Origin of the sequence: Stenotrophomonas sp. As-7 (genome assembly GCF_030291015.1) — a bacterium.
Classification (GTDB): domain Bacteria; phylum Pseudomonadota; class Gammaproteobacteria; order Xanthomonadales; family Xanthomonadaceae; genus Stenotrophomonas; species Stenotrophomonas lactitubi.
The window spans coordinates 4043686-4068509 of the sequence record NZ_CP127405.1 but is presented as its reverse complement, the minus strand read 5'-3'; the positions used below and the strand labels follow the sequence as shown (position 1 = coordinate 4068509).

Genomic DNA, 24824 nt, shown 5'->3' with positions numbered 1-24824 from the left:
CATGCTGCCGCGCCGCCAGGTCAAGAATCCGCACGCCGAAGCCGAACAGTTCCGGCGCCGCGCGGCGCTGGGTTTCTTCGGCGTGCTGGTCTGCCTGCTGGGCCTGGGCGGCTGGTACTTCAAGCTGCAGGTGCTGGACCACGACATCTACGCCACCCGCTCCGAAGCCAACCGCATCAAGCCGCGGCCGGTGGTGCCCGGGCGCGGCATGATCTATGACCGCAACGGCCGGCTGCTGGCCGAGAACGTGCCGGCGTTCCGCTTGGATGTGACCCCGGACAAGGTCAAGGACATGGATGCCACCCTGGAAGGGCTGGGGAAGATCATCCAGATCAGCCCGGAAGAACTGGAAGCGTTCAACAAGTCGCGCAAGGCGCGCCGCAAGTTCCTGCCGGTCACGCTGAAGCTGCGCATGAGCGATGAGGAAATGGCGCGCTTTGCGGTAGACCGCTGGCGCTTTCCCGGCGTCGAGCTGGAACCGTACCTGACCCGTCGCTATCCCTATGGCGACCTGTTCGCGCACATCATCGGCTACGTCGGCCGCGTGGACGACAGGGATCTGGAGATCCTCGGCGAAGGCAATGCTGCGCTGACCCATATCGGCAAGTCTGGCCTGGAGCGCTATTACGAGCAGGAACTGCGCGGCAAGGTCGGCTACGAGCAGGTCGAGACCAACGTGCAGGGCCGTGCGATCCGCACCATCGGCCGCGTCGCCGCGCAGTCCGGCGCCGACCTGCGTCTGTCGATCGACGCCGACCTGCAGCGGGCGATGGTGGCCGCCTTCGGCGATCAGGAAGGCTCGGCCGTGGCGATGGACCCGCGAACCGGTGAAGTGCTGGCAATGGTCAGCCTGCCGTCCTACGACCCGAACCTGTTCGTCAACGGCATCTCGCATGCTGATTTCAAGGCGCTGAACGACAACCCGTCGCGCCCGCAGTTCAATCGACTGGTACTCGGCGGCGTCGCTCCCGGTTCCACCCTGAAGCCGTTGATCGGCCTGGCCGGCCTCGATTCGGGCGTTCGCCGCCCGGAGGACAAGGTGCTGTCGACCGGCATGTTCTACCTGCCCGGCACCTCGCGTGGCTGGGGTGACTCGCACCGTGGCGGTCACGGCTGGACCGATCTGCGCAAGTCCATCGCGCAGTCGGTCAATACGTATTACTACCGGCTGGCGTTGGACCTGGGCATCGAGCGGTTCGACCACTACATGGAGTACTACGGCTTCGGCCAGCCGACCGGCATCGATCTGACCGGCGAGATCTCCGGCATCCTGCCGTCGCCGGCCTACAAGCGGAAGAGCCGCAAGGAAGCCTGGTATCCCGGCGATACGGTGAACATCAGCATCGGCCAGGGCGACTGGAAGGTCACCCCGCTGCAGCTGGCCCGTGGTGTCAGCGGCCTGGCCAATGGCCAGCTGCGCACGCCGCATCTGGTGATGCAGCAGCGTGCTGGTTTCGACAGCGACTGGGTGGCGACAGAGCCTGGCCCGAGCAAGCCGGTCAGCCCCAACCCGAACAATCTTCAGGCCGTGCGCGAAGGCATGATGGCCACCATGCTTCCCGGCGGCAGCGCCGCACGCATGGCGGCCGGCGCGCCGTACACGATGGCGGGCAAGACCGGTACCGCGCAGGTCGTCAGCCGCAAGGGCACCGCCGCGGTCAATCCCAGAAGCCTGCCGATGCACCTGCGCCACCGTGCGCTGTTCGTCGGCTTCGCGCCGGCCGAGCAGCCGGTGATCGCGCTGGCCATCGCCGTGGAAGGCGGCGGTTATGGCGGCGCGGCGGCCGCACCGATCGCGCGCAAGATCTTCGATGCCTGGCTGCTGGGCAAGATGCCTGAGGGCATGCAGCCGCTGGACAGCGAGCGCGGCACTACTGCTATCGGTGCGACTGCCTTCGACAATGAAGACGTGGGCGCACGCCAGGCCGGCGATATCGCCGCCGCGCAGTTGGCCGAGCATCCGGTGCTGATCGGTGTTCCTGCGCCGGAGCCTGTGCCGGCACCTGCGCCCGGTGCGCCTTCTGCGGCAACCGTGCCGGCCGGCACGCGCCCGACCCCTGCTGCGGAGGCTGCGCGATGAAGGAGTTCCTGCGCTGGGCCGGCGAAATGCTGCAGCGGTTCTTCAGCAGCCTCGACTGGCTGCTGTGCCTCGCCCTGGGCGCGCTGATGGTGATCGGCCTGGCAACGTTGAAGAGCGCTGGCGGCGATGGCCTGGTGATGGCACAGGGCGTGCGTTTTGCGGTGGGCCTGGCGGCGATGTGGGGCATCTCGCGGGTGTCGATCCTGCGCATCCGCTCGGCCACGCCGCTGATCTACGCCATTTCGATGATTCCGTTGCTGGCGGTGTTCGCGCTGGGCACGGGCAAGTACGGCCGGCAGTGGCTGGACCTGAAGTTCTTCTACCTGCAGCCGGCCGAACTGCTGAAGGTCAGCCTGCCGATGATGGTGGCCTGGTACCTGCACAAGATGCCGCTGCCGCCGCGCTTCAACACGGTGCTGGTGGCGATGGTGATCATCGGCGTGCCGACCGGGCTGGTGATGCTGCAGCCGGACTTCGGTACCGGCGTGCTGATCGCCGCCAGTGGTGTGTTCGTGCTGCTGCTGGCCGGCCTGCCGTGGTGGTGGGTGGGGCTGGGCGTGGGCGGCGTGGCGGCAGTGGCGCCCGTTGCCTGGTTCTGGCTGCTGCGGCCGTACCAGAAGGACCGCATCATGATGTTCCTGGACCCGGAAATGGATGCGCTGGGCGCGGGCTGGAACATCATCCAGTCGAAGATCGCCATTGGTTCCGGCGGTTTCGATGGCAAGGGCTGGGGCGAAGGCTCGCAGTCGCACCTGAATTTCATTCCCGAGCAGACCACGGACTTCGCGTTCTCGGTGCTGAGCGAGGAGTTCGGCTGGATCGGCGTGGCGCTGGTGCTGACGCTGTATCTGGTGGTGATCGGGCGCTGCCTGTGGATCGCCAGCCAGTCGCGCGACTCGTACTCGCGGTTGCTGGCTGGCGCAACGGGCCTGGCGTTCTTCGTCTACGTGCTGGTAAACGGCGGGATGATCTCGGGCCTGCTGCCGGTGGTGGGTGTGCCGATGCCGTTGATCAGTTACGGCGGTACGTCGGCGGTGTCGCTGCTGGCGGGGTTCGGGTTGGTGATGGCGGTGCGTCGTCACAATCCGGTGCATGGCGGGTATGGGTAGTTTCCAGCCATCGGCGCAGCCCCTCGTGGGTGGTTGCTGAAAGGAACAGCCGTGGTTGGCCGGGCGGGGTGGATTCGCGGGGGACGCCGTGAACCCATCCCTGGGGGCTTGGCCGCGGCATCCATGCCGCGGACACCCCCGCGAACCCACCCCGCCCGGCCTTTGACAGTTTCCTGCGGTGGCCACCCACGCAAAGAGAAATAAAGCAGAGCAGAAGCGGGTCGCTTCGCTCTTTGTAGTGCCGAGCCATGCTCGGCTCAGGAATGCACGCATCACGCCGCCTGCAGCTGCACATCGACATATTCCGACAGGCCTCTGCAGGCCAGCAGCAGCCCTTCGCGGGCGTCGTCGCCCAGTTGCTGCGTGTCGTCGCCGTCCACGCGCACGCGTTCGCTGGCGTGCAGCAGTTCCAGCAGGAAGGTCAGCCCGGCATTGGCGCGGTCGATGCGTGCCATCGCCATGCACTGCGCCTGTGTTCGCCCCTTGTGTGGCCACGGCTGACCATCCGCCGCTTCAACCTGACGGATGCGCTGCAGGCAGTCCAGCAGGGTAGGGCGCCTGGACTGTTGGCGGCCTGCGTGGCGGTGAGCGTGGTTTCCAGTGCGCGGGCGATGTCGTCCGGCAGCTGGTGGGCGGCCTCGCCCAGCGTGGCGAACAGGTACGGGTAGGTGGAAGCGGACATGGCGGCATCCTTGTGCGGTAGGCAAGGGCCACCCCGTGCATGCGAGGGTGGCGGACGATGCGTGGCTCCAATACCGGTGACCAAGTGTGAAAGCGCCGGCGGGCACAAGGCCCTCCACGCACCGTCCGCCAAAGACGCACGGACGGATTGCCAGCCGACGCCGCTCAACAAGGAGAAAGCGACGCCGGCTGGCAAGCGTAAACAACACTTGGGTCAACGGGATTGGAGTCCCGTGCCACCCATTGTCGGTGGCACTACATGATGTGCACGGGGCCCTTGCGGCTCCAATCAGAATTGTTTGAAACCCGGAAAATCCGCAGGCCAAAGGCATCCGCCACGCGCGGTGCCGATAGCGACAAACAGCGCTGACAGCTTCACGAAAGCGCCGGTTGCTACCGTGCCACGGGTGAAATGGAAACGAATGCTTGGCGGCTGCTGTGAGGCAGTGCGCACGATCGATCTGCCGTTGCTGGTGGCGTTGTTGATCCTGATGGGTGCGGGCCTTGCGGTGCTGCACAGCGTGAACGGACCGGTGGCAGGGCAGGCGATGCGCTTTGCGATGGGTCTGCTAGCGATGTGGCTGCTGTCGCGGGTCTCGCTGCTGCGCCTGCGCGCGTGGACACCTGCCATCTATGCGCTGTCGATGCTTCCGTTGATGGCGGTGTATGTGATCGGTACCGGTAAATACGGGCAACGCTGGCTCAACCTCGGCGTGTTCTACCTGCAGCCCTCGGAGCTGCTCAAACTCAGCCTGCCGTTGATGATGGCCTGGTATCTGCACCGTCAGCCGCTGCCGCCGTCACCGCGCACGGTGCTGACGGCAGCAGTATTGATCGGGGTGCCAGCGGTGCTGATCCTGATGCAGCCCAATCTCGGTACCGCCACCCTGGTGACGGCCAGTGGCGTGTTTGCGTTGCTGCTGGCTGGCCTGCAGTGGCGCTGGGTGGTGGTCGGCCTGAGTGCGGTGTCGGTGGCTGCGCCGCTGGCGTGGTTCGGGCTGCTGCGGCAGTACCAGAAGAACCGTGTGCTGACCTTCCTGGATCCGGCCGCCGATCCCTTGGGCACCGGTTGGAACATCCTGCAGTCGCGCATCGCCATCGGCTCGGGTGGCCTGCAGGGGCGTGGCTGGGGCCACGGTACGCAGGCGACATTGGATTTTCTGCCGGAGTACACCACCGATTTCGCGTTCTCGGTGTTGGCCGAGGAATTCGGCTGGATCGGCGTGGTGACGGTGTTCGCACTGTATCTGTTCGTGGTCTGGCGCTGCCTGTCGATCGCGGTGCAGGCACGCGACACGCACGCGCGGCTGTTGGCCGGCAGCCTGGGCCTGGCGTTCTTCGTGTACGTGCTGGTCAACGGCGGGATGATTTCCGGCTTGCTGCCGGTGGTGGGCATTCCGATGCCGCTGATCAGCTACGGCGGCACCTCGGCGGTGTCGTTGCTGGCCGGCATCGGTCTGGTGATGGCGGTGCGCGGGCACCGGCCGGTACACGCGTAGGTTTCCAGCCAACGGCGCAGCCCCTCGTGGGTGGGCCGCTCAATGCGATTCATCGATTGGGCCGGGCGGGTGAGCTGTGCAGGGGACGCCGTAAACCCATCCATGGGGGCTTGTCCGCGGCATCCATGCCGCAGACACCGCTGCGCAGCCCACCCGCCCGGCCCCTGACAGTTCCCGAGTACGTCCAGCCCACGGAAAAGAAAAAGAAGATCAAAAGCAAAAGCAGCGTGGCCGGCCCGGCTCAGAGCGAAGCGACCCGCTGTTGCTCTTTGCTCTTCTTTTCTCTTTGCGTGGGTGGACGCCACAGGAACGTGTCCGTGGCCGGGTAGATGGGCTGCGCAGGGGCGTGAGCCGCATGGATGCGGCGACCGAGCTTACAGGGACGTACTTGCAGCGGCCCCTGCGCAGTCCATCTACCCGGCCCCCCATGAATCGCTTTGCGGCCACCCACGAGGGGCTGCGCCGTTCGCCGACCTTCGCCGCCGATGCACGCATGAATCTGCGCAAGCGCATTTCTGTAATCGTTCCCACAACGCCGCACAGCAGCATCGCCGCTGACGAAGTTCCATTAAAAGTGGGCGCCAATTCACATTTTGACGCCGCGTTGATCCTGATCAATGGACTTGTCGCAATCGGCCTGCACAATGGCGGCCCGTTCGGCATGGCGCGCCGTCTTTGATGCAGCGCGAGGGGCGTCGGATGGGAAAGCAGTACTGATCCAACAGGTACAAGGAGCGCGGAGCACTGCCACTGGGGAGCGGCAGCCGCGCAGGTACCGACCGGGTCCGGCGGCCGGTTGCGTCTGCGGGGATGGGGACGCAACCGGCAACCTCTGCCTGAATGGGGTAGGTCAATCACGACGTCTTCACATTTCTCGCTGAACGCGAGCAAATCGTTGTGATTCATGGTCTTAGGGGTTTTAATTCATCCATGACCTGCTAACCTGCGGTGATGATTCGACGTTCTCTGGCCTGCATGCTCACCCTCGGCCTGGTCGCCTGTGCGACCCAGCCGACGTCCCCTCCGACTTCGCCCCAGGCCAGCAGTACGCCGCGCCACCCGGCGGCCAAGCCTCAGGGCCCGGCCGAAGCCGCGCCGGAAGCGGCAGCCGCTACGGCTGCGCCGGTCGATCTCACCCCGGTGCCGTTCGAAACCGCGCGCGCCAGGTTCATTGCCGACACCGCCAAGCGCTACGGCCTGAAGCCCGACGAGATCCGCAACGTGCTCGACCAGGCGCAGGTGCGCCAGCCGATCATCGCCGCCATGTCGCGCCCGGCCGAACGGGTCAAGCCGTGGAACGAATACCGGCCGATGTTCATCAGCAAGGCGCGCATCGATGGCGGCAAGGCGTTCCTTGCCCAGCATCGCGCTGAACTGGACCGTGTGCAGCAGCGCACCGGTGTGCCGGCTGAAGTGATCGTGGCGATCATCGGCGTGGAAACCAGCTACGGCAAGAATGCCGGCAGCCATCGCGTGCTCGACGCGCTGTACACGCTGGCCTTCTACTACCCGCGCAGTGGCGACCCGGCCAAGCTGGAGCGCGAAGTTCGCCGCGAGCTGTTCTTCCGCGATGAGCTGGCCAAGCTGTTCGAGCTCGGCCGCGAGGAAAAGCTGGACATCACCACGCTCAAGGGCAGCTATGCCGGCGCGATGGGCATGGGCCAGTTCATGCCCTCCAGCTATCTGGATTACGCGGTGGACGGCAACGGCGATGGTCGCCGCGACCTGTTCACCAGCTACGACGACGTGTTCTCGTCCATCGCCAACTACTTCGTGAAGAAGGGCGGTTGGGTGCGCGGCGGCCAGGTTGCTGTGCCGGCCACGCTCGCTGCCGGCCGCGAAGAGTTCAACCCGACCGAGTGGATGCCCACCTGGACGCTGTCCGATCTGGCCCAGCGTGGCTACCAGCCAAGCGCGCCAGTGCAGCCGGGCGCCACCGCCACCCCCATCACGCTTGAAGGCAGCACCGGCAAGCAGTACTGGCTGGGCTTCCAGAACTATTACGCAATCACCCGTTACAACCTCTCGAAGATGTACGCGATGGCCGTGTTCCAGTTGTCGCAGGCCATTGCCGGACAGGAGCTGCCCCCGGCATGAACATCAGATGGCTGGTCCCTGGATTGATCGTCCTCGCGCTGGCCGCCTGCAGCAGCGCGCCGAAAAAGCCGGCGACCGCCGGCCATGGTGGCAAGCCGTCCGGCACGGTGGTGCAGGGCAAGGGCGGGCGTCCGGCGCATTGTCCGGAGGGCTCGCCGTACGCGGCCGCCACCGAGGACCTGTCCACCCGTGGCAACTACACCGCCGGTGGCCTGTACAAGCCGGGCGTGAAAGACACCACACCCAGTTATGTGCCCAACGTGGCCTGCATTCCCGAGCCGCTGGTGACCAATGAAGACCGCTCGGCGATCGGCAACAAATCGCCCTACGTGGTGCTGGGCAAGCAGTACAAGGTGCTCGACGACACCCGCAACTACGTTGAACGCGGCACCGCTTCGTACTACGGCGCCAAGTTCCACGGCCGCCTGACCTCCAACCGCGAGGTCTACGACATGTACCAGTTCACCGCCGCGCACAAGACGCTGCCGCTGCCCAGCTTCGCCCGCGTGACCAACCTGGACAATGGCGAATCGGTGATCGTGCGCGTCAATGATCGTGGTCCGTTCCACGATGGCCGCGTGGTCGATCTCAGCTATGCCGCCGCTGTGCGCCTGGGCATCACCCAGCGCGGTACCGGCAACGTGGAAGTGCGCGCGGTGCAGCCGGGTGAAACCAACCTGATGGCGCAGAAGCCGTCGCGCCGCGAACGCCGTGCTGCTGAAGCGGCGGCGGCCACTGCTGCTGTCGCCAGCGCACGCCCCGCACCTGCCGCACGCGCGGTTGCCGACAGCGACATCGATCGCCTGGTCAACCGCCTGCCTGCCGATGGGGCGCCGGCGCGTGGCCAGCCGGCCACCACCCAGGCCGCCGTCAGCACGATGCCGGAGGTGGCGGTCAGCAGTCTGCCGCCCAGCGCACCCGCACCGCGTCCCGCCGCGCCGGTCGTGGCCACCGCCATGCCGCGCAGCCCGGCCCCGGCCAGCCTGTCGCAGAAGGTAGTGGGCGCGGTGATGCTGCAGGTCGCCAGTTTCTCCAGCCGCGACAACGCCAACCGGGCGATGGGCCAGCTCAACGCTGCCGGCATCGTCGGTGCCACCATCAGCGACATTGCTGCCGGTGGTCGTACCCTGTGGCGCCTGCGGGTACCTGCCAGCGACCACGCCAGCGCGGCGGAACTTGCCGGGCGCATCTCGGGTCTGGGCCTTGGCTCGCCACAGATCGTCAAGGACTGATTCCGCCCGGGCCGGTGCTGCCGGCCCTTGCCACCCCGGCCTTACAATGGCCACCTTGTCCCATCCTTCATTTTCCGGCCGTCCCCTGGAGCCTGCTGTCCCATGAATTTCCGTTCCGCCGCCACTGCCCTGGCCGCCACCCTGGTGGTCGGTCTGGCCTCCGCCCAGACGCCGCTGCCGACCCCGGCCACCCCGACGCCTGCCGCCGCCGCTGCCCCCGCTACCGTGGCCACGCCGCCGGCGCCGGCACCCAGCGTGTCCAAGGCCTGGGTGCTGATGGACTACGCCACCGGCCAGGTGCTGGCAGGCGAGAACATCAACGAACAGCTGGCCCCGGCCAGCATCACCAAGGTGATGACGTCCTACGTGATCGCCGCCGAGGTCAAGAACGGCAAGGTCCGTCCGGACGACCAGGTGATGATGAGCGAACGCGCCTGGCGCGAAGGTGGCGCCGGCACCGACGGCAGCTACAGCGGCTTCCCGGTCAACCAGACCGCACGCCTGGAAGACATGGAAAAGGGCATGGCGATCCAGTCCGGCAATGACGCCGCGATCGCCCTGGCCGAGCACGTGGCCGGCAGCGAAGAAGCCTTCGCTTCGCTGATGAACAGCTACGCCGCCAAGATCGGCATGAAGAACTCGCACTTCGTGAACGCCCACGGCCTGACCGCCCCGGGCCATCACAGCAGCGCCTACGACCTGGCCCTGCTGGGCCGCGCGATGGTGCGCGATTACCCGGAAACCTACGCGTACAACAAGATCAAGGAATTCCAGGTCGGCACCATCAAGCAGCCGAACCGCAACCTGCTGTTGTGGCGCGATGGCAGCGTGGACGGCATCAAGACCGGCCACACCTCCGAAGCCGGCTACTGCCTGATGAGTTCGGCCCAGCGCGGTGACCAGCGTCTGGTCGCCGTGGTGCTGGGCGGCGCGTCGGAAAAGCAGCGCGCCGATGACAGCCTTGCCCTGTTGAACTGGGGCTTCCGCTTCTTCGAAACCCACCGCCTGTACGAGCCGGGCAAGGCCGTGGCCGAGCACAAGGTCTGGAAGGGCACCACCGACAAGGTGCAGCTGGGCGTGGCCCAGCCGATGCTGGTCAGCGTGCCGCGCGGTCGCTACAACGACCTGAAGCCGAGCATCGACGTGCCCAAGACCCTGGAAGCGCCGTTCACCGCTGGCCAGCAGATCGGCACCGTCAAGGTCACCCTGGATGGCAAGCTGGTGGCCGAAGCGCCGCTGGTGGCGGTGGCTGCGGTCGAGCAGGCTGGCTTCTTCAAGCGCCTGTGGGACAGCTTCTGGATGTGGTGGGAATCGGAATGATCCGCAGCGTGCTGCGGTGAACGGAAAAGGCCGGCGAATGCCGGCCTTTTCTGTTTCGGGAGCCGGCTCCGCATGAATCCCGCCGGCACTACCAGCCCGATCGCTTACAGCGAGCGGCTGACGGTGAAACTGCCGAACACCGGTGACTGGCGCTGGCCATCGAATTCGCGGGTGCTGTGGTAGCGCGCCATCGCGAACTTCCAGCGGCCGCGCATCACCGCGATGCCATAACCGCCTTGGGCGACCACATGACGCTTGTCCACGCTGTGGCTGTTGCGGAACGTATTGCCGTCCAGGGTGATGTCGCGGATCACCCACGCCGCATCGGTGGTCGCAAACAGGTGCCATGACCAGCCGGACGGCTTGCCGCCGCGGGTCGGTGCGGTGTTCTCACCCGCCGGGCGCAGTGGCGTGCTGCCGAAATCGTCCGGCAGCTTCCAGCCGAAACGCACTTCGCCGCCGAGGTTCGCCTTGGTTTCCAGGTTGCCGATCGAACCGCCGTAGTGGCTGATCGCATCCCAGCCCCAGCCGTCGGCATTGAGGCTGGCATCGCCCGGCCAGCGGCGCATGCGCTCGTGGGTCAGCATGAACACCGGTTCGTTGTGCAGCTGGTTGTCCCAGCCCTTGAACTTCTCATCGCCCAGCACGCTGTGCACGGCGTCCTGCACCTGCTTGCCCTGCGCCCACGGCCCGACCACGCCCAGCGACAGCTGGGTGGTCTGCAGGCGATCGCCGCTGCGCGCGTTGAAGCCGAAGCTGACCAGCAGCACGCCGGCATACGGCCGGTCATCCTTGATCAGGTCGCTGCGGGTCGGGTCGGTGGGGGTGAAGATGCCCTGGGCCAGGCTGAAGATCATGTTCTGCTGTTCGAACTTGCCCGGGTGCAGTGCTTCCAGGTGGCTGTTCACCCAGCGCGCCAGGCGCGGCAGGCAGGGGTCATCGGTGTAGTCGACCAGGTTGGGCGAGACCAGGGTCAGCTGGGCGCCATTGGTATAGCCCTGGTCCTGGTGGCGGCCGCCGAACAGGTCGTTGTCGACGCGGAAATTGACCTGCGGCGGATGCTCGCGCATCGCGTCCGGGCCGCATTGCTCGGCTGCGGAGGCGGAAAGGGGGAGGGCGGTGGCCAGCAGGCCGGACAATCCAAAGGATGCGAGGTAGCGCATGGATGGGATGATCATGGGGAAGGGGGCTTTTGTCTGTCGTTTTATGCAACGACACGGTACTCCCGGCGATGTGATGGAACGAGCGCGCTGGGATCACTTGTCTGTTCCGAAAACAACATTGTCTGATCGACACAATTGGTTACCGCAGGGGCAGCTGCGCGGATGGGCGCGGGGGCCCTGAGACCCGGGTCCGGGCCTGAATGGATGTTCAGCTGCAACGCAGCGGCCCGCCTGCGGTGCCGCCGGGCTTTATGAATACTCTTGGGTTTGTTGCCCTGCGGCCCGATAATGGGCGCATGGAAATCAAGTCCGACAATCCCGAACACGGCTTCCAGTTCCCCGGTCAGTTCGAGCTCAGCGCGATGGGCCCGGCCAACCGCGGCCTGGAGCATGAACTCCCCCGCCTGCTGCTGGCTGCTGGCGTTGACGTGGTGAACGAGCGCATCAGCTGGAAGCATTCGTCCAACGGCAAGTACGTCTCGGTGCGCCTGGTCTTCCGGGCCGAGAACCGTGAACAGTACGACGTGGCCCACCAGGCCCTGCGCGACCACCCGGAAGTGAAGTGGACGGTGTAGCCGTCAGCTGCCCTGCCGAAGCGGCGGCCCCCGAGGCGCGTCCGCCGCGCCCGGCGGTGGTCCGTGACCTGGGGCGCCAGCCCTACGAACCGGTCTGGCACGCCATGCAGCGTTTCACCGACCAGCGCGACGACGACACGCTCGACGAGCTGTGGGTGGTCGAGCACGATCCGGTGTTCACCCTGGGCCAGGCCGGCAAGGTCGAACACGTGCTGGCGCCGGGCGAGATCCCGGTTGTCCACGTCGATCGCGGCGGCCAGGTGACCTACCACGGCCCCGGCCAGATCGTGATCTACCCGCTGCTGCGCCTGCCGCGGCTGGGCATCGGCGTGCGCGACTACGTGTGCCGCATCGAACAGGCCATCATCGACACGCTGGCCGAGTGGAACATCGGTGCCGAACGGCTCGACGGCGCCCCGGGCGTCTATGTCGGCGGCGCCAAGATCGCCGCGCTCGGCATCCGCGTGCGCCGCGGCTGCACCTTCCATGGCCTGGCCTTCAACGTGGCCATGGACCTGGATCCTTTCCACCGCATCAACCCCTGTGGTTACGAGGGGTTGCAGGTGACCACGGTGCTAGACTTGGGCGGACCGTCCGGGATGGACGCCGTCAAGCCGGTGCTGCTGGACCACCTGGCCCGCCAGTTCGGCCTGCTGCTGCAGCCCGTGCCTGAACTGCCTGATCTCTCTGCGGCCGCCTGACCGCCCCCGGAAACGCCATGACTGAAACCACTGCCCGCACCATTCCCCTGCAGATCGTGCAGGCCGAGCTTCCGTCCACCGCGCCGTTGCAGGCCGGGGTCAAGCAGATGGGTGGGGACAAGATCAACCGCTCGCCGGTGCAGTTCGCCGACGTGCCGGTGCTGCGCAAGCCCTCCTGGATCCGCGTGCGCATTCCTTCGGGCAATGCCGTGCAGAACCTGAAAGCCAAGCTGCGCGAGAACCGTCTGGTGACCGTGTGCGAAGAAGCCAGCTGCCCGAACATCCACGAATGCTTCGGCCACGGCACCGCCACCTTCATGATCCTGGGCGAGGTCTGCACCCGTCGCTGCTCGTTCTGCGACGTGGCCCACGGCCGGCCGAAGCCGCCCGATGCCAACGAACCGGCCAGCCTCGGCCAGACCGTGGCCGACATGGGCCTGAAGTACGTGGTGGTGACCAGCGTCGACCGTGATGACCTGCGCGATGGTGGTGCCCAGCACTTCGTCGACTGCATCACCGCCATCCGCGAGAAGTCGCCGGGCACCCGCATCGAAGTGCTGACCCCGGACTTCCGCGGCAAGGGCCGCATGGAGCGCGCGCTGGAGATCCTGGCGCAGAACCCGCCGGACGTGTTCAACCACAACATCGAAACCGTCCCGGACCTGTATCGCAACGTGCGCCCGGGCGCCGACTACCAGTGGTCGTTGAACCTGCTGAAGAACTTCAAGGCGCAGCACCCGGAGGTGCCGACCAAGTCGGGCATCATGCTGGGCCTGGGCGAAGACTTCGAACAGATCAAGGCCACCATGCGCGACCTGCGTGCGCACAACGTGGACATGATCACCATCGGCCAGTACCTGCAGCCGACCGCGCATCACCATCCTGTGCTGAAGTACTGGACGCCGGACGATTACAAGGCGCTGGAAGTCTACGGTTACGAGCTGGGCTTCAGCCACGTGGCCTCCGGCCCGATGGTGCGCTCGTCGTACCACGCCGACGTGCAGGCCAAGGGCGCCGGCGTCCAGTAAACGGTTGCCGCCGGGCATGGCCCGGCGCTACCGATGGGTGTCACCACCACCATGGTGGGTGTCGCCGCCACCGTGGTGGGTGCGGACCGTTGGTCCGCACGCCTTTGCCTGCATTCACAATTTGCTACACCGGCCCCGCTAGGCTGGTTTTCCACCGAACGTGGGCGGGTGACAAACCCGGCAACTTTCGGCACTGTCGCGGTGTCTGAACACCCTGCAGTCTCCCCCTTGGCAAGGCGCCTTCGAGCACGTCAATGAAATTCAAAGCCCCCGCATTCCTGATGGCCCTGGCGCTGGTCGCGCCGCTGGCGCTGGCGGCCAAGGCCGATTCGCCGGCGTTGCCGGCTGCCGCCACCGCCGATCAGGTGACCACCTCCAAGCTGGTGTACGGCCTGTTGTCCGACAGCCGCTACGCGTACCGCCCGCGTGCGCTTGATGAAGCCACCTCCAAGGATGTGTTCAAGCGCTACCTGGAGACGCTGGACGGCGGCAAGCAGTACTTCACCCAGGCCGACATCACCCGCTTCGCACCGTTCCAGGCCGGCATTGCCAATGCCATCCGCGGCGGCGAACTGGAGCCGGCGTTCCAGGTGTTCGCGGTCTACAAGCAGCGCGTCGGCGAGCGTGTGGCCTATGCGCGCAAGCTGCTCAAGCAGGAACCGGATTTCACCACCGATGAGCGCTTCGAGTACGACCGCAAGGAGGTGCCGTGGGCCGCTTCCAATGCCGAACTCGACGAGCTGTGGCGCAAGTCGGTGAAAAACGACTGGCTGCGCCTGAAGCTGGCCGGCAAGAAGTCCGATGACATCCGCAAGACGCTGGACAAGCGCTACGCCACCCTGGAAAAGTCGGTCAACGAACTGAAGGGCGAAGACACCTTCCAGTTCTTCATGAACGCCTACACCAGCGCGGTTGATCCGCACACCGATTACTTCACCCCGCGTACCGCCGAGAACTTCAACCAGGCGATGTCGCTGTCGCTGGAAGGCATCGGTGCGCAGCTGCAGCGCCAGGACGATGTGGTGGTGATCCGCGAGATCATCGCCGGTGGCCCGGCGGCTGTGGACGGCACGCTGAAGCCGGGTGACCGCATCGTCGGTGTCGGCCAGGGCAAGTCCGGGCTGGTGGAAGATGTGATCGGCTGGCGCATCGATGATGTGGTGGCCAAGATCCGTGGCGCCAAGGACACCGACGTCAAGCTGGAATTCATTCCTGCCGAAGCCGGCGTCGACGGCAAGCACCACACCCTGGTGCTGACCCGGCAGAAGGTGCGCCTGGCCGAACAGGCGGCCAAGGGCGAGACCATGACCATCCCGGCCGCCAATGGCGAGCCGGCGCGCAAGGTCGGCGTGATCAAGCTGCCGACCTTCTACCAGGACTTCGAAGGCCGTCGTCGCAACGCCGCCGACTATGCGTCGGCCACCCGCGACGTGGCCAAGCTGCTGGCTGGTTTCAAGACCGACAAGCTGGACGGCGTGGTGCTGGACCTGCGCAACAACGGTGGTGGTTCGCTGGATGAAGCGATCGAGCTGACCGGTCTGTTCATCGAACAGGGTCCGGTGGTGCAGGTGCGCGAATCCGGTGGCCGTGTCACCGTCAACAGCGACCGCAACCAGGGCGTGGCATGGGACGGCCCGCTGGCCGTGCTGATCAACCGTGGTTCGGCGTCGGCGTCGGAGATCTTCGCCGGTGCCATCCAGGACTACGGCCGCGGCCTGGTCATCGGTGAAACCAGCTTCGGCAAGGGCACCGTGCAGAACATCGTCGACCTGGACCGTTGGCCGAGTGGCGAAGCCCAGCGCTTTGGCCAGGTGAAGCTGACCATCGCCCAGTTCTTCCGCATCAGCGGCAGCAGCACCCAGCACAAGGGTGTGGTGCCGGACCTGGCGTTCCCGGCCAGCGTCGATGCCACCGAGTTCGGCGAAAGCACCTACGACAACGCACTGCCGTGGACCCGCATCGCCGCGGTGCCGCACACCCAATACGGCAACTTCGCGCCGCTGCTGCCGAAGCTGGAAACGCGCCACGACTCGCGTATCGCCACCGACAAGGAGTTCCAGTGGTGGAACGAGGACGTGGAGCAGTTCCGTACCGAAGCAGCCAAGAAGTACGTCTCGCTGAATGAAGCAACCCGTCGTGCCGAGCGCGAGCGCCAGGACACCCAGCGCAAGCAGCGCCAGATCGTGCGCAAGGAACTGGGCCTGGCCCTGGACCCGCTGGCCGATGACAGCAGCGATGACGGCCTGACCGGCAACGAGCGCGACATCGTCAAGGATGCCGCCCGCGAGAAGGCCGCCGAGAAGCGCCCGGACCCGCTGCTGCGTGAATCGGCCTCGATCCTGGCCGACGCGGTGAACCTGCTGGAGGCCGACCGTCCGCTGTCCGCGCAGGTGCTGCCGCAGTCCACCGCCGCAGGCCGCTGGGCCGACTGATTGACTGAGGAGGGGGCGGAGCGGATGAAGTCGTTGGTGGCACAAACGACTTAATCCCCTCCGTCCCCTTTTTGCATGAACCGGGAACAACGGTGGGGGAGGGGGCCGGTGTTTTCGACCCGGTGCACACGGGCAGGGGGCTACCCTCGGGGTTACCGTCTTCGCAGGAGTACCCATGCGGGCCTCCCTTCTTTCTGCTTCCCTGCTGGCCGCCACCAGTGCCCTGGCATTGACCGCCTGTGGTGGTCGTGCCGCCGACAGCACAGTGCTGCGTGAGTCTTTCGATTCGGGGGATACGTTCTCGCGCACCGTCGATGGCCGTCCGGCCGAAGCCTGCGAGGCGGCACGACGCACGCTGCTCAGCCAGGGCTATGCCATCGCACGGTCGGACGACGCACAGGTGGAAGGCAACAAGAATTTCCAGCCGCGCGAGGATGACCACGAACAACTGGTGCTGCGTATCTCGTGCGCGCCGCGTGGCAGCCAGGCGCTGGTGTTCGTCAGCGCCGTGCAGGATCGCTATGCGCTGAAGAAGAGCCCGACCTCGGCCAGTGTCGGCGTGGGCGCATTGGGCTCGGTGTCGTTGCCATTCGGCAGCAATGACGACTCGCTGGTGAAAGTGGCCAGCAGCACGATCACCGATGCCGAGTTCTATCGGCGCTTCTTCCAGCGCCTGCAGCAGTACCTGCCAGCGGCAACGAAAGCAGAGCCGCAACCGCAACCGGCCGCGTCGCCGCAGCCTGCGGCCGGGCCCGAGCCCGAACCAGTGCCGGCAGCAACGGACCAGGGCTGAACGTGCGCGGCAGGGTGATGGCATGGGCCCTGCTGCTGGGTTGGCCCCTGAGCGCGCTGGCCGCTACGGCCGAGTGCACCCAGGGTCTGCTGCAGCGGCTGGGGTGGCGCTTCGACACCACCGCGGTCACCGCACCGCAGGTACACGGTGGGCCGGTCTGTACGCGTGCCTCGCTGGCCGAGGCGCAGGCAGCCGGTGATCTGAGCGTGCGTTGGCCGGGAACGCTGGCCGAGGCCGACCGGCAGGCTCTGTTGCAGCAGTTGTTGGATGACCCGGCCACGGTCTGCGCCTACGCCTTTGAACTGGGCGCGGCCGTGCAGCGTGCCACGCAGGCACTGCAGGACAATGAGAGCTTCCGCTTCACGGGTGTGCAGCTGGGCTGGATCGGCTTTGGCGCACGCGGCGCCCCGGCACAGGGTTGGCAGCGGGTGCGCAGCTTCGGCCGCGGCTATGTACCGGCCGCCAGCAACAGCCGCGCACTGGATGCGTTCTACACCGGCCGGGTGCGTGCCGAGTGCGGTGTCGGCCGTCAGGTCGCGCAGCTGGCTACGCAGCGCGAGCTGTATGGCGATGCGGCCTTCGATGCGGAGTTCACTGCGGACGAACTGTCCATCGGCACCTTCCTCGGCCTGCACGACACCGACAGCATCCTGCTTGGCGCGCAGGCCGGCCAGTTCCTGGCCGACGGCAAGGCCGTGCGCACCTCGGCGATGGGGCGGCAGGCATTCGTCGGGCTGCCGGGCTTCATCGAACACGTATTCGACAAAGGCACGCTGGACGACCTCAGCAACCAGGCGGAAAACTTCGTCGTGGTGGAGGTGGGCGAGGGGGCCGCGCGGGCCCTGGCAGAACACGGCGGCCTGGCCTGGTACGACCAGCGCAATCGTGCCCTGTGGCAGTTGGCGCAGGGCATTCCGCGTGTCGGCCAACGCTATTTCGAGCGGCTGCTGTACGAGCGCGATCCGGTCCTGCGTGCGCAGCTGGCCCCGCGCTATCGCGACGTCGTGCAGCAGATGGACCAGTTGCTGGACGATGCGTTCTACCAGCAGTTCGTGATCTACGTGCACCCACGCGGTATACGTCCTGTCGGCTATCACATCATCCGCCTGCTCGACCGCAATCCGCGCACGCCGTTTTCCATCGACCTGGCGTTGCACAATCTGCATACCACGCTCTACCGGCGTTGGCGCGAGGCGCAGCTGCGCCACTGCGCGACGACCGGCCGGCCAGGCAGCCTGACTTCCGACAACAACTGAAGGTGAAACAATGGATATTGCAATGATCGGCCTCGGCCGCATGGGCGCCAACATGGCCCAGCGCCTGCACCGCGGTGGCCACCGCGTGGTCGGCTACGACCCGGGCGAGGGCGCCCGCCAGCGCGCCGCCGAGGCCGGCCTGGAGGTGGTGGATTCGCTGGCCGCCGCAGTGTCCGCGCTGCCGGTGCCGCGCGTGGTGTGGCTGATGGTGCCGGCCGGCGAGACCGTGGACCAGACGCTGGGCCAGTTGACCCCGCACCTGGCCGAAGGAGACGTCGTCATCGACGGTGGCAACTCCAACTACCAGGACTCGATCCGTCGCGCCAAGGCGCTGGCCGAAGATGACCTGGGCTACGTGGACTGTGGCACCAGTGGCGGCGTGTGGGGCCTGCAGGAAGGCTACAGCCTGATGGTGGGTGGCGATGCCGCGGTGGTCGAACAGATCGCACCGCTGCTGCGCACGCTGGCACCGGCCGAGGACCGCGGCTGGGCGCGCGTCGGCCCGTCCGGCGCAGGCCACTTCACCAAGATGGTCCACAACGGCATCGAGTACGGAATGATGCAGGCCTACGCCGAAGGCTTCGCGTTGATGGAGCGCAAGCAGGAGATGGAACTGGACCTGGCGCAGGTGGCCGAGGTGTGGCGCCACGGCAGCGTGGTGCGTTCGTGGCTGCTGGACCTGAGCACCGAAGCCCTCAAGCGCAACCCCTCGCTGGATGGCATCGCACCGTACGTGGAGGATTCCGGCGAAGGCCGCTGGACCGTCGCCGAAGCGATTGCACTGGACGTGCCGGCACCGGTGATTACCCTGTCGCTGCTCGAACGCCTGCGTTCGCGTGAATCGAACTCGTTCACCGACCGCCTGCTGTCAGCGATGCGCAACGAATTCGGCGGCCACGCCATCAAGAAGTCGTAAGCACCGGTTTGACGTAGATCCACGCATGGCGTGGATCTACTGTGTCGACCAAGGTCGACATCCACCAAGAGCAGGCAATGCCATTCAGACAGATCGCGGAGATCTGTCGAAGGCGGGGTGGGTCCGGTTGCGGGGGCGTGAGCGCCATGGATGGCGCGACCGAGCTTACATGGACGTACTTGCAGCGTCCCCCGCAACCGGACCCACCCCGCCATCCCGCGGAATGCCCGCTTTTGCCGTTGCCGTTGCTGTTGCTGTTGCCGTTGCCGTCGATTCGGCGGGTGCAGGGCTCAGCCCTGCCGATCACCCCACCTGCACCCGTCGTCCCTGGCGCGCACTGTCCATCCCCGCCTGCAGCAACCGCATCACCTGCAGCGCCTGCTGCGCGCTGACCGTCGGCTCACCCTCGTCCTGCATCGCCGCTGCGAAGTCGGCATACAGGCGCCGGTAATCACCGGGCAGGTTGTCCACGGTGCTGCGCTGCACGTTGTCCTCCGCATCGCAGTGCAGCAGTTCGCCGTGGTGCGGATCGATGCCCCATCCTGGCGCGCCTGGCGCAACGCCACGACGCAGCTGCGCCTCCTGCACGTCCAGGCCATGCTTGATCCAGCTGGCCCGCGTGCCATGCACGGCGAAACGAGGGGCAGGCGCCGCGACCAGTGAACCGGCATGCACGATCGCGCGATGGCGCGGGTAATGCAGTACCGCGTGGAAATAGTCGACGCCGCTGCCGCCTTCGCGCTGCACGGCAAGGTCCGCATCGATCGCCTGCGGACAGCCGAACAGCACCAGCATCTGGTCCAGCAGGTGCGGCCCCAGGTCGTACCACAGGCCGCTGCCCGGCCCATCCTGCTCGCGCCAGCGTTCGCGCACCTGCGGGCGGTAGCGGTCGAAATGGGCGTGGCATTCGGCGATGTCACCCAGCGTGCCCTCGGCAAGCAGTGCCTGCAGGGTCAGGAAATCCGCATCGAAGCGCCGGTTCTGGAACACGGTGGCAATGCGTCCGGCACTGCGCGCTGCAGCCAGCACCTGCTCGGCTTCGTCCACGGTCACCGCGAATGGTTTATCCACCAGCACATGCTTGCCGGCGGCCAGCGCGGCGATGGCCAACGGCGCGTGCTGTTCGTTCGGCGTGGCGATGACCACCGCATCCACCGCAGGGTCATCGAAGACCTCCTGCGCGGTAGCGCGTATGTGGACGTCGCTGAAGGTGCGCAGCAGCGTATCGCGCTGCGAACTGACGACGCTGTGCAGGGCCAACCCCGGCGTGTGCTGGATCAGCGGGGCGTGGAAGACGCGGCCGGCCAGGCCGTAGCCGATCAGGGCCAGTTGCAGCTCGGGGCGCATGGGAAGACTCCGCGCGGATCGGAAAGTGCAGGACAGGAACCTCAGGGTAAACGAGATGACTACGCGCCCGAAAGCTGAACGATTCCCGCTGCAGGTGTGCCCATTCACGTGAGCATGACCGCAGCGCCACGCCTGCACTACAAGCAGTTGGCGACACTGGGCCCACCAACCAGTAGGAGAACCACACGATGAGCACCACGACCCGTACGCTGTTGGCTTCCGCCCTCACCCTGGGCCTGGCGCTGTCCTCCTCGGCCGCTTTCGCCCAGGACGCCGCAGCGAAGAGCCCGCCGAAAACCGATCATTCGGCGATGACCCATGCCGACCGCCATGATTCCAACGAGCCGGTCACCGACAGCTGGATCACCACCAAGGTCAAGGCCGATCTGCTCGCCAGCAGCAATGTGCCGGGTACCGAAGTGAAGGTGGAGACGGTCAATGGCGTGGTCAGCCTGAGTGGCACCGTTGCCACCAAGGCCGAGCATGACAAGGCCATCGCCACCGCCAAGGGCATCAAGGGCGTGACCCGCGTTGATGCCGCCGCACTGAAGGTCAGTGCCGCCAAGAAGCGCTGATCGACACCGCAGGTTGCCAGCAGGGGCGCTCCCACGGGGGCGCCCCTGTTTTTGTAACGTCGGGCCTGCGCGATGCCTGCTGATGGGCGCCCCGCCGAACGACCCATTACCCCAGAGATGTGACCGGCTGCGCTATATTGCCGGTTCCGCCGTGGCTGATCCTGCCCGGATCGCTCTCCCCGGCTGAGCTGACGAGGAACTATGGCGCTGGTTTTCAGTGATGACATCTGGGATCGCTGGCGACTGCCTGCTTTGGCGCTGGCAGCGGCAGCCATCATCGTGGTCCCGTGGTTGACCCTGCGCAAACTGCAGCAGGACAACGAGCTGGCCATGGGCTGGGTGACCCATACCCAGCAGGTGACTGTGGCCCTGCAGCAGCTGCAGACCGACGTGCGTGACATCGAATCGGCTGCGTTGACGCTGTCCAAGGGCGTGGATGCGCCAGGCCTGCGCGAGCGCATGGCCAAGGCCAACGACATCCCCGAGCGCCTGGCCGAACTGGGCCGGATGACCCGCGACAATCCCGAGCAGCTGATCCGCATCGGCCGCATCCAGTCGATGCTGGAAGGCCGTATGGGGGTTGCGCGTGAGCTGGCGAAGTCCGAGCCCAACAGTGACCAGCGCGAGCTGGTGCAGGACCTGAGCACGCGCTATCCGATCCGCGGCCTGGTGGAAGAACTGCAGGCCAGCGAGGAAGCGCTGCTGGCCCAGCGCGCCGCCCAGGCGGAGCGACAGAAGCGGCAGACCAACTTCGTCTCGTGGAGCTCGCTGCTGGTACAGCTGGCGCTGCTCGGCCTGGTGCTGTGGCTGCTGCAACGACAGATTGGCCGCCGCCTGCAGGCTGAACGACAGTCGCAGCGTGCGGCTGCGCGCGCTGCGTCGGTGCTGCAGACCGTGCGCGAACCGATCGTGCTGTTGGATCGCGAGCTGCGCGTGCAGCTGCACAATCCCGCGTTCTCCGAGTTGTACGGGCTGCAGGATGAGCGCGCCGACGGCCTGCTGCTGGAAAACGTAGGCGAGGGCGCATGGCGTGACCCGGTGGTTCGCCAGCGTCTGGCCGACGTATTGCTGCGCGGCCGTGAACTGTGGGATTTCGAACACGAACAACGCACCGTCGACGGCATGTCCCGCTACATGCTGCTCAACGCGCGGCGCATGCCGCTGCCTGACACCGACGATGAAGTGGTGCTGCTGACCGTCAGCGACGTGACCGTGCAGCGTGCGGTGCAGACACGTGTTGAAGAATTGAACCGGCAGCTGGAAGGCAAGGTTGCCCAGGTCTCGGAGGTCAACCGCGAGCTGGAAGCGTTCAGCTACTCGGTGTCGCACGACCTGCGCGCGCCGCTGCGCCATGTTGCCGGTTTCTCGGACAAGCTGTCGCGCCATCTGGGCGAGGCCGCCGACGAGAAGAGCCAGCACTACCTGGGGGTGATCTCCGGTTCAGCGCGGCGCATGGCCACGTTGATCGACGACCTGCTGGTCTATTCGCGCCTGGGCCGCGCAGCGATGCGCCAACAGACCGTGGACATGCAGTCGCTGGTGGCCGATACGCGCGCGATGCTCGACGCGAACGTGCAGAGCGAAGCCGAGAGCAGCGGTCATGCGCATCAGGTGGAGTGGAGCATCGCGCCGCTGCCGATCGTGGTGGGCGACGAGAACATGCTGCGCCAGGTCTGGCTGAACCTGCTGGGCAACGCGGTGAAATACTCGGCCAACCGCGAGCCGGCGAAGGTCCGCGTGGACTACCAGCAGCAGCCTGATGGCGGTCATCAGTTCACGGTCAGCGACAATGGTGCAGGCTTTGACATGGCCTACGCCGGCAAGTTGTTCGGCGTATTCCAGCGCCTGCACAAGGCCAGCGACTATCCGGGCACCGGTATCGGCCTGGCCAGCGTACGCAGGGTGCTGACCCGCCACGGCGGCCGCATCTGGGCCGAAGCCGCACCGGATGCCGGCGCCACCTTCCACTTCTATCTTCCCCCCGTGCTCGACGCGGACAAACAGGGCCCCATCGCATGACGACGCTGCGCACCATCCTCCTTGCCGAAGACAGCCCGGCCGACGCCGAAATGGCGATCGATGCGCTGCAGGAAGCGCGGCTGGCCAATCCCATCGTGCACGTCGAAGACGGCGTGGAAGTGATGGATTACCTGCTGCGCCGTGGCGCCTTCGCCAGCCGCGAAGAAGGCCTGCCAGCGGTCCTGCTGCTGGACATCAAGATGCCGCGCATGGATGGCCTGGAAGTGCTGCGGCAGATCCGCGAACACGACGAGCTGAAGCGGTTGCCGGTGGTGATCCTGTCTTCCTCACGCGAGGAAAGCGACCTGGCCCGCAGCTGGGACATGGGCGTGAACGCATACGTGGTCAAGCCGGTGGACGTGGACCAGTTCTTCGGCGCAGTACAGACCCTGGGCAAGTTCTGGGCACTGATCAACCAGGCTCCGGAGATCGAGTAGGCCCATGCCCCTGACCGGTCCCGCACTCGGCGCATTGCGCATCCTGCTGGTGGAAGATTCCCCCGAGGATGCCGAGCTGATGTCCGAACAGATGCTCGATGCAGGCCTTGAGGCCACGTTCGAGCGTGTCGAGAGTGCGGACGACCTGCGCCATGCGCTGGCGCGCTTCCAGCCGGACATCGTGCTGTCCGACCTGAGCATGCCTGGCTTCTCCGGCGACGACGCGCTGCGCATCGTGCGCGACGCGTTGCCGGAGGTGCCCTTCATCTTCGTCTCCGGCACCATGGGTGAGGAGAACGCGGTGGCCGCCCTGCAGAAGGGCGCCAACGATTACATCATCAAGCACCAGCCGGCACGCCTGCCGTCGGCCGTGGCGCGCGCGGTGCGTGAGGCACGCAGTGCCATCGAGCGCTCGCGGGTGGAAACCGAGCTGATGCGCGCGCAGCGGCTGGAAAGCCTGTCGTTGCTGGCCGCAGGCCTGAGCCACGATCTGCGCAACATCCTGCAGCCGCTGCTGATCATGCCGGACCTGCTGAAGGCGCGTACCCAGGATCCGCAACTGCACCACCTGGCCGATGTGATCGCCGAGTGCGGTCGCCGTGGCCATGAGATGGCCGAATCGATGCTGTCGTTCGTGCGCGGGTCGCGCAAGGCCAGCGAGCGCATCCACATCGATGACCTGTTCCAGGCCGTGGCGCTGCTGTTGCGCAGCAACGTGCCCGATGGGGTCCGCCTGGACCTTGTGGTCGAGGATGAGGGGCTGGTGGTCGATGCCAACTACACCGAGCTGCAGCAGGTGTTGTTGAACCTGGCGCTCAACGCGATCCAGGCGATGCCTGATGGCGGCAACCTGAGCCTGACCGCCAGCCATGGCGGCCAGCGCGATGGCGAGGACTGGCTGCGCATCGCGGTGGTCGATGAAGGCACCGGCATGGATGCGGACACGCTGTCGCATCTGTTCAATCCGTTCTTCACCACCAAGGCCGATGGCACCGGGCTGGGCCTGATTTCCTGCAAGCGCATCGTTGAAGGCGCCGGTGGCAGCATCCACGTCAACAGCCAGCTGGGGCAGGGCACCTGCTTCGAGCTGCGCCTGCCGATGCATGCCAGCGCCGAGGGCGGCGAACCGATCGAACAACTGGTGGCGCTGGGCAGTGGCCAGTCGATCCTGGTGGTCGATGGTGAAGCCACGCGCCTGTCGCTGCTGGGCAATGCGCTGTCCAGCCAGGGCTATCAGCTGCAGCTGGCCTCCGATGGCCCGGCGGCGCTGCGCTGGATGCAGCAGGAGGCGATGCCGGCGCTGGTGATTGCCGATGCCGGCTCCAAGCTGTTGTCGGCCAGCCAGCTGCTGGGTGAGATGGCCACGCTCGGCTACCGCGGCCCGGCGCTTGTGCTGGAAGATGCTGCCGGGGAAATGCCGGCAGATGTGTTCCCTGCAGGCATCGAGGTGCACCTGCTGCGCAAGCCGCTGCAGATGCAGCAGGTGTTCCGCGCGGTGGCCGACGCGCTGGGCTGACGTCGAGGGAACGCCGTAGAGCCGAGCCCATGCTCGGCTGCTGTCTGC

General features: G+C 66.4%; 20 protein-coding genes and 1 pseudogene. 18 read left to right on the top strand and 3 right to left on the bottom strand.

Translation table 11 applies throughout. From position 1 onward, the window contains the following. Nucleotide 1: 1 nt before the first annotated feature. Complete coding sequence (mrdA, locus tag QP457_RS18540; protein ID WP_205405497.1) at nucleotides 2-2080, top strand: penicillin-binding protein 2; 2079 nt, start codon at nucleotides 2-4, stop codon at nucleotides 2078-2080. Next, entirely contained in the window at nucleotides 2077-3189 is a 1113-nt protein-coding gene (gene rodA, locus QP457_RS18535; RefSeq protein WP_205405496.1) for a rod shape-determining protein RodA, read from the top strand. The genes mrdA and rodA (QP457_RS18535) overlap by 4 nt, the downstream gene beginning before the upstream one ends. Nucleotides 3190-3461: 272 nt before the next feature. Here rodA (QP457_RS18535) and QP457_RS18530 read toward each other — a convergent pair. After that, a pseudogene (locus QP457_RS18530) lies at nucleotides 3462-3871 on the bottom strand (hypothetical protein). Between the two features lie 421 nt (nucleotides 3872-4292). Between QP457_RS18530 and rodA (QP457_RS18525) the strand changes: the two are divergent. The 5 genes from rodA (QP457_RS18525) to QP457_RS18505 all read left to right on the top strand — a co-directional run bounded on the left by rodA (QP457_RS18525) (nucleotide 4293) and on the right by QP457_RS18505 (nucleotide 10018). Next, complete coding sequence (gene rodA, locus QP457_RS18525) at nucleotides 4293-5369, top strand: rod shape-determining protein RodA (protein ID WP_205405577.1); 1077 nt, start codon at nucleotides 4293-4295, stop codon at nucleotides 5367-5369. 427 nt (nucleotides 5370-5796) lie between these two features. After that, nucleotides 5797-6048, top strand: a complete 252-nt coding sequence (locus QP457_RS18520; protein ID WP_099820909.1) for a hypothetical protein — start codon at nucleotides 5797-5799, stop codon at nucleotides 6046-6048. Between the two features lie 272 nt (nucleotides 6049-6320). Continuing rightward, nucleotides 6321-7466 (top strand): lytic murein transglycosylase B, encoded by a 1146-nt coding sequence (gene mltB, locus QP457_RS18515; protein ID WP_205406350.1) that lies wholly within the window; start codon nucleotides 6321-6323, stop codon nucleotides 7464-7466. Then, a complete protein-coding gene (locus QP457_RS18510) occupies nucleotides 7463-8698 on the top strand; it encodes a septal ring lytic transglycosylase RlpA family protein (protein WP_180166053.1) in 1236 nt (411 codons plus the stop codon). The genes mltB and QP457_RS18510 overlap by 4 nt, the downstream gene beginning before the upstream one ends. Before the next feature lie 102 nt (nucleotides 8699-8800). Beyond that, nucleotides 8801-10018 carry a D-alanyl-D-alanine carboxypeptidase family protein gene (locus tag QP457_RS18505; RefSeq protein ID WP_180166051.1) on the top strand — a complete coding sequence of 406 codons (1218 nt, stop codon included), beginning with the start codon at nucleotides 8801-8803 and terminating at the stop codon, nucleotides 10016-10018. 104 nt (nucleotides 10019-10122) lie between these two features. Here the strand turns inward: QP457_RS18505 and QP457_RS18500 are convergent, their stop codons facing one another. Continuing rightward, the gene (locus QP457_RS18500) at nucleotides 10123-11196 is read right to left on the bottom strand and encodes a lipid A deacylase LpxR family protein (protein WP_205406349.1); all 1074 of its coding nucleotides are present in this window, start codon (nucleotides 11194-11196) and stop codon (nucleotides 10123-10125) included. 281 nt (nucleotides 11197-11477) lie between these two features. Here QP457_RS18500 and QP457_RS18495 point away from each other — a divergent pair, with 281 nt between their 5' ends. The 7 genes from QP457_RS18495 (at nucleotide 11478) to gnd (ending at nucleotide 18882) form a co-directional block, all read left to right on the top strand. Beyond that, complete coding sequence (locus QP457_RS18495; RefSeq protein WP_032975372.1) at nucleotides 11478-11756, top strand: YbeD family protein; 279 nt, start codon at nucleotides 11478-11480, stop codon at nucleotides 11754-11756. Nucleotides 11757-11812: 56 nt separating this feature from the next. Then, complete coding sequence (gene lipB, locus QP457_RS18490) at nucleotides 11813-12457, top strand: lipoyl(octanoyl) transferase LipB (protein WP_236511563.1); 645 nt, start codon at nucleotides 11813-11815, stop codon at nucleotides 12455-12457. A 17-nt stretch (nucleotides 12458-12474) separates the two neighbouring features. Next, nucleotides 12475-13485 carry a lipoyl synthase gene (gene lipA / locus QP457_RS18485; protein WP_032975375.1) on the top strand — a complete coding sequence of 337 codons (1011 nt, stop codon included), beginning with the start codon at nucleotides 12475-12477 and terminating at the stop codon, nucleotides 13483-13485. A gap of 254 nt (nucleotides 13486-13739) precedes the next feature. Next, nucleotides 13740-15917: a carboxy terminal-processing peptidase gene (locus QP457_RS18480; RefSeq protein ID WP_099820915.1), complete on the top strand. Its 2178-nt coding sequence runs from the start codon at nucleotides 13740-13742 to the stop codon at nucleotides 15915-15917. Between the two features lie 175 nt (nucleotides 15918-16092). Then, nucleotides 16093-16710 carry a DUF2242 domain-containing protein gene (locus tag QP457_RS18475; RefSeq protein ID WP_205406348.1) on the top strand — a complete coding sequence of 206 codons (618 nt, stop codon included), beginning with the start codon at nucleotides 16093-16095 and terminating at the stop codon, nucleotides 16708-16710. 17 nt (nucleotides 16711-16727) lie between these two features. Then, the gene (locus QP457_RS18470; RefSeq protein WP_205406347.1) at nucleotides 16728-17966 is read left to right on the top strand and encodes a hypothetical protein; all 1239 of its coding nucleotides are present in this window, start codon (nucleotides 16728-16730) and stop codon (nucleotides 17964-17966) included. A gap of 10 nt (nucleotides 17967-17976) precedes the next feature. Beyond that, entirely contained in the window at nucleotides 17977-18882 is a 906-nt protein-coding gene (gene gnd / locus QP457_RS18465; RefSeq protein ID WP_205406346.1) for a phosphogluconate dehydrogenase (NAD(+)-dependent, decarboxylating), read from the top strand. A gap of 303 nt (nucleotides 18883-19185) precedes the next feature. On the opposite strand, the gene QP457_RS18460 is transcribed toward gnd, so the two are convergent. Beyond that, nucleotides 19186-20229 (bottom strand): oxidoreductase, encoded by a 1044-nt coding sequence (locus QP457_RS18460; RefSeq protein WP_205406345.1) that lies wholly within the window; start codon nucleotides 20227-20229, stop codon nucleotides 19186-19188. A 188-nt stretch (nucleotides 20230-20417) separates the two neighbouring features. On the opposite strand from QP457_RS18460, the gene QP457_RS18455 reads away from it, so the two are divergent. The 4 genes from QP457_RS18455 (at nucleotide 20418) to QP457_RS18440 (ending at nucleotide 24776) form a co-directional block, all read left to right on the top strand. Beyond that, a complete protein-coding gene (locus tag QP457_RS18455; RefSeq protein WP_099820920.1) occupies nucleotides 20418-20804 on the top strand; it encodes a BON domain-containing protein in 387 nt (128 codons plus the stop codon). Between the two features lie 201 nt (nucleotides 20805-21005). Further along, the gene (locus QP457_RS18450) at nucleotides 21006-22823 is read left to right on the top strand and encodes an ATP-binding protein (RefSeq protein ID WP_180166040.1); all 1818 of its coding nucleotides are present in this window, start codon (nucleotides 21006-21008) and stop codon (nucleotides 22821-22823) included. After that, the gene (locus QP457_RS18445) at nucleotides 22820-23260 is read left to right on the top strand and encodes a response regulator (RefSeq protein WP_025878695.1); all 441 of its coding nucleotides are present in this window, start codon (nucleotides 22820-22822) and stop codon (nucleotides 23258-23260) included. Before QP457_RS18450 ends, QP457_RS18445 begins: the two co-directional genes overlap by 4 nt. A gap of 4 nt (nucleotides 23261-23264) precedes the next feature. Continuing rightward, the gene (locus QP457_RS18440; protein ID WP_180166038.1) at nucleotides 23265-24776 is read left to right on the top strand and encodes a hybrid sensor histidine kinase/response regulator; all 1512 of its coding nucleotides are present in this window, start codon (nucleotides 23265-23267) and stop codon (nucleotides 24774-24776) included. Nucleotides 24777-24824 lie beyond the last annotated feature (48 nt).

What these genes read in the sequence shown, in the direction of transcription:
- mrdA (WP_205405497.1), top strand. Translation starts at nt 2, where the DNA reads ATGCTGCCGCGCCGCCAGGTCAAGAATCCGCACGCCGAAGCCGAACAG.
- QP457_RS18495 (WP_032975372.1), top strand. Translation starts at nt 11,478, where the DNA reads ATGGAAATCAAGTCCGACAATCCCGAACACGGCTTCCAGTTCCCCGGT.
- QP457_RS18475 (WP_205406348.1), top strand. Translation starts at nt 16,093, where the DNA reads ATGCGGGCCTCCCTTCTTTCTGCTTCCCTGCTGGCCGCCACCAGTGCC.
- QP457_RS18505 (WP_180166051.1), top strand. Translation starts at nt 8,801, where the DNA reads ATGAATTTCCGTTCCGCCGCCACTGCCCTGGCCGCCACCCTGGTGGTC.
- QP457_RS18460 (WP_205406345.1), bottom strand. Translation starts at nt 20,229, where the DNA reads ATGCGCCCCGAGCTGCAACTGGCCCTGATCGGCTACGGCCTGGCCGGC.
- gnd (WP_205406346.1), top strand. Translation starts at nt 17,977, where the DNA reads ATGGATATTGCAATGATCGGCCTCGGCCGCATGGGCGCCAACATGGCC.
- QP457_RS18480 (WP_099820915.1), top strand. Translation starts at nt 13,740, where the DNA reads ATGAAATTCAAAGCCCCCGCATTCCTGATGGCCCTGGCGCTGGTCGCG.
- lipA (WP_032975375.1), top strand. Translation starts at nt 12,475, where the DNA reads ATGACTGAAACCACTGCCCGCACCATTCCCCTGCAGATCGTGCAGGCC.
- QP457_RS18450 (WP_180166040.1), top strand. Translation starts at nt 21,006, where the DNA reads ATGGCGCTGGTTTTCAGTGATGACATCTGGGATCGCTGGCGACTGCCT.
- QP457_RS18510 (WP_180166053.1), top strand. Translation starts at nt 7,463, where the DNA reads ATGAACATCAGATGGCTGGTCCCTGGATTGATCGTCCTCGCGCTGGCC.
- mltB (WP_205406350.1), top strand. Translation starts at nt 6,321, where the DNA reads ATGATTCGACGTTCTCTGGCCTGCATGCTCACCCTCGGCCTGGTCGCC.
- QP457_RS18440 (WP_180166038.1), top strand. Translation starts at nt 23,265, where the DNA reads ATGCCCCTGACCGGTCCCGCACTCGGCGCATTGCGCATCCTGCTGGTG.
- QP457_RS18445 (WP_025878695.1), top strand. Translation starts at nt 22,820, where the DNA reads ATGACGACGCTGCGCACCATCCTCCTTGCCGAAGACAGCCCGGCCGAC.
- QP457_RS18500 (WP_205406349.1), bottom strand. Translation starts at nt 11,196, where the DNA reads ATGATCATCCCATCCATGCGCTACCTCGCATCCTTTGGATTGTCCGGC.
- QP457_RS18455 (WP_099820920.1), top strand. Translation starts at nt 20,418, where the DNA reads ATGAGCACCACGACCCGTACGCTGTTGGCTTCCGCCCTCACCCTGGGC.
- QP457_RS18520 (WP_099820909.1), top strand. Translation starts at nt 5,797, where the DNA reads ATGAATCGCTTTGCGGCCACCCACGAGGGGCTGCGCCGTTCGCCGACC.
- rodA (WP_205405577.1), top strand. Translation starts at nt 4,293, where the DNA reads ATGCTTGGCGGCTGCTGTGAGGCAGTGCGCACGATCGATCTGCCGTTG.
- QP457_RS18470 (WP_205406347.1), top strand. Translation starts at nt 16,728, where the DNA reads ATGGCATGGGCCCTGCTGCTGGGTTGGCCCCTGAGCGCGCTGGCCGCT.
- rodA (WP_205405496.1), top strand. Translation starts at nt 2,077, where the DNA reads ATGAAGGAGTTCCTGCGCTGGGCCGGCGAAATGCTGCAGCGGTTCTTC.